This window comes from uncultured Brevundimonas sp. (genome assembly GCF_937870815.1).
Classification (GTDB): Bacteria; Pseudomonadota; Alphaproteobacteria; order Caulobacterales; family Caulobacteraceae; genus Brevundimonas.
On sequence record NZ_CALMZS010000220.1, the window covers coordinates 1 to 3,086 of the forward strand.

Below are 3,086 nucleotides of genomic sequence, written 5' to 3' on the forward strand. Positions count from 1 at the left end.
TGCGTGCCGACCAGAATATCGACCTGCCCGCTGCGTAAATCCTCGCCGAGTTCCGCCCACGCGCGCGGCCGCATCGTGTCGCGGTCGATGCGGCGGATGCGTGCCTGCGGCAGCGCGGCGGTGAGCGTTTCTTCCAGCCGTTGCGTACCTTGGCCCAGCGCTTTCAAATCGGCGTTCCCGCAGCTCGGGCAGGCGGTTGGAATGCGCGCCTCGTGCCCGCAATGATGGCATTTAAGACGCTGCCCGCTGCGATGCAACACCAGCCGCGCCGAGCAGCGCGGGCACGGCGACACCCACGCGCAAACGGTGCAATACAAAGTCGGTGCGTAGCCGCGACGGTTCAAAAAAACCAGGCTTTGTTCGCCACGTGCGAGATTGGCGGTGAGCGCTTGCAGGATGAGGTCCTGGGTGTGACTGCGGGCGAGGTCGCCATTTGGGCGCATGCGCGCGAGGAGCATGGCGCGATAGCCGTTCAAGTGTTGGGGACCGGCGGGGAAGTAACGATTTGAGTCGGTGGAGTTGCGCACGCGCCCATCAATGACGGCAGGCAGGCTGATGTCTATGCCGCCGAGCGCATCCACGATTCTGACGAAGGTTTGCAGGTTGACTGCCGCGGAATGATCTATGCGCGCGCCGAAGTTATGCTCGAGGGTGAGGGCGAGCAGGCCAAGCCCTTCGCCGGGGCCATCGTAATATTTGAAGATGCTGTTTCCGTAAAGATAAGCCTGATTCAGCTTTCCATGGGTGATGCCGTAGTGATCGGAAATCTCCGGGATCTCGACGTACAGGTCGCCGGGCGGGCCGCCGCGGACGCCGGCCTCGCCTTCGTCCTCCTCTTTGCGTGGGTCGTGGTCGACGAGCCGTTCCGCGACAGCTTCTATCGGGCCATGGCGGTCCTGGTGGCGGCCAGCCCCTGCGCCCTCGCCATCGCCACGCCCAGCGCCGTTCTCTCGGGCGTCGCGCGGGCGGCCCGGGCCGGCGTGCTGATCAAGGGGGGCGCGCCCCTGGAGAACCTCGGATCGCTCCACGCCATCGCGTTCGACAAGACCGGCACCCTGACGGAAGGACGCCCCCGCATCACCGACATCGTTCCCGTGGGCGGCGCGAAGGACATCGACCTCCTGACGACCGCCGTCGCCGTCGAGCGACTGAGCGACCATCCCCTGGCGGAGGCGATCGCGCGCGACGGTCTGGAACGGCTCAACGGTGCGGCGATCGCCGCGGCGTCTGATCTGAAGAGCCTGACCGGGAAGGGCGTCACCGCTCGGCTCGAGCGCGCGACGATCATTATAGGCAAGCCCGAGATGTTCGGCGTCGACGGCGTGGCTCCCCTCGGCAAGGAGGCGGAGGCGGCCGTGACGCGGCTCCGGCTGGAGGGCCGCACGTTGATGGTCGTGCGCCGGGGCGAACGCGACCTTGGCGTGATCGGCCTGCTGGACACGCCGAGAGCGGCAGCGCGCGCCACGCTGGAGGCCCTGCGCGCTCTGGGCGTGTCGCGGATGATCATGATCTCCGGAGACCACCAGAAGGCGGCCCAGGCGATCGCCGGCCAAGTCGGCCTGTCCGAAGCCTGGGGCGACCTCATGCCTGAGGACAAGGTGGAGGCGATCAAGCGACTGCGCGCCGAGGGCAAGATCGCCATGGTCGGGGACGGCGTGAACGACGCCCCCGCCATGGCCACCGCAACCGTGGGCATCGCCATGGGCGCGGCCGGTTCCGATGTCGCCCTGGAGACCGCCGACGTCGCCCTGATGTCCGACGATCTGGCGCAGTTGCCGTTCGCTGTGGGTCTGAGCCGCAGGACTCGCGGCATCATCCTGCAGAACCTCGTCGTCAGCCTCGGGGTGGTGGCCTTCCTCGTGCCCGCCACCATCTTCGGACTTGGCATCGGACCCGCTGTGGCCATGCACGAGGGCTCGACCCTTCTGGTCGTATTCAATGCCCTCAGGCTCCTCGGCTACCGCGACCCGACCCGCCGAGCAGGCTCCCCGGACGGCGTGGCGGCCGCCGCAAATCCAGACCCGAACGGAAAAACGTCATGAAGCGGATCGGATGGGTTTCCGTCATCGCACTCTTCCTCGCACTGTCGGCCTTCGCCTTTGGCATGTTGTCGGGACGGTCACGGCCTGCGTCAGAGGCGGCGCCCCCGTCATCGGCCCGGGATGTCGCTGCTCATCAGCCCCAGGGCGCGACGCCGGGCGAGGCTCCCTCCACGCAGGCCTATCGGGCAGCGAGCGACCGGATGCACCAGGGCATGGCCATCGCCTATACGGGCGATGCCGACGTTGATTTCCTTCGCGGCATGATCGCGCACCATGAAGGCGCCATCGCCATGGCGAAGATCGCTGTCGAGCACGGCGAGGCCGCGGACGTCCAGAACCTCGCCCGCGAGATCATCGCCGCCCAGGAGGCCGAGATCATCCGGATGAAAATCCTGCTGGCCCGCCACGAGGACGCCGCGCAGACCGACGTCAGGTCCTGACGCCGGTGGTCGGCAAACGCTCGGGGTCCGCCGCCGAGGACGCATGGTGCGACGATGTGGCCTCCGGCGCTGCACCCGCAAGTGCTTGAATGACAAGCGGTCCGCGGCAATATTGTTTGGGCTGGCTCGGGTCAAAGCCGCGATGACGGTCTGCTGATCGCTCGCGCTGCGCCGCGGAGCCCCGGCCCTGCAAGTTTCCGGACGCGTCGCCGCGTCGCCGCCGCCCTGGACTCCATGTCTCCGTTCGATCCCCGCACCCGGCCAGCGCGCTTCGCGCCGCATGTCCTGACCGCCGCGGCCGCCATGACCGTGGCGCTGTTGGCGGGACGGGTCCAGCCGCCAGTGACGGCCGAGGCCGGGGTCCCGGTCACACTGTCGCCGGCACAGGCAAGGGTTCTCGAGGCCAAGGCCTTGGCGAGCGCGGGTGCGCCGGCCGGACTGACGATTCCGGAGTCGGTTCCCGTGGAGATCCGCAAGGGTGAGACGTTCGAACAGGCGGTGCAGCGCACAGGGATCGGGGCGGGAGAAACGCGAACGCTGATCGACACCCTTGGGCGCGCTCTGGACGTGCGCGACCTCCGGCCCGGTCAACGCTTCGAGACGG

General features: G+C 68.1%; 2 protein-coding genes and 2 pseudogenes. 3 read left to right on the forward strand and 1 reads right to left on the reverse strand.

Annotated features, from left to right (window positions below; translation table 11 throughout):
- A partial coding sequence (locus Q0588_RS15475) for an LCP family protein (protein ID WP_298748044.1) occupies positions 1-881 on the reverse strand: 881 nt, incomplete at its 3' end.
- Here Q0588_RS15475 and Q0588_RS15480 point away from each other — a divergent pair.
- The 3 genes and pseudogenes from Q0588_RS15480 to Q0588_RS15490 form a co-directional block, all read left to right on the forward strand.
- Positions 819-2,042: pseudogene (locus Q0588_RS15480) on the forward strand (heavy metal translocating P-type ATPase); the annotation flags it as partial. The gene Q0588_RS15475 and the pseudogene Q0588_RS15480 overlap by 63 nt on opposite strands.
- Before the next feature lie 62 nt (positions 2,043-2,104).
- Positions 2,105-2,482, forward strand: a complete 378-nt coding sequence (locus tag Q0588_RS15485) for a DUF305 domain-containing protein (protein ID WP_298748047.1) — start codon at positions 2,105-2,107, stop codon at positions 2,480-2,482.
- A gap of 234 nt (positions 2,483-2,716) precedes the next feature.
- Positions 2,717-3,086 (forward strand): annotated as a pseudogene (locus Q0588_RS15490) (M23 family peptidase); the annotation flags it as partial.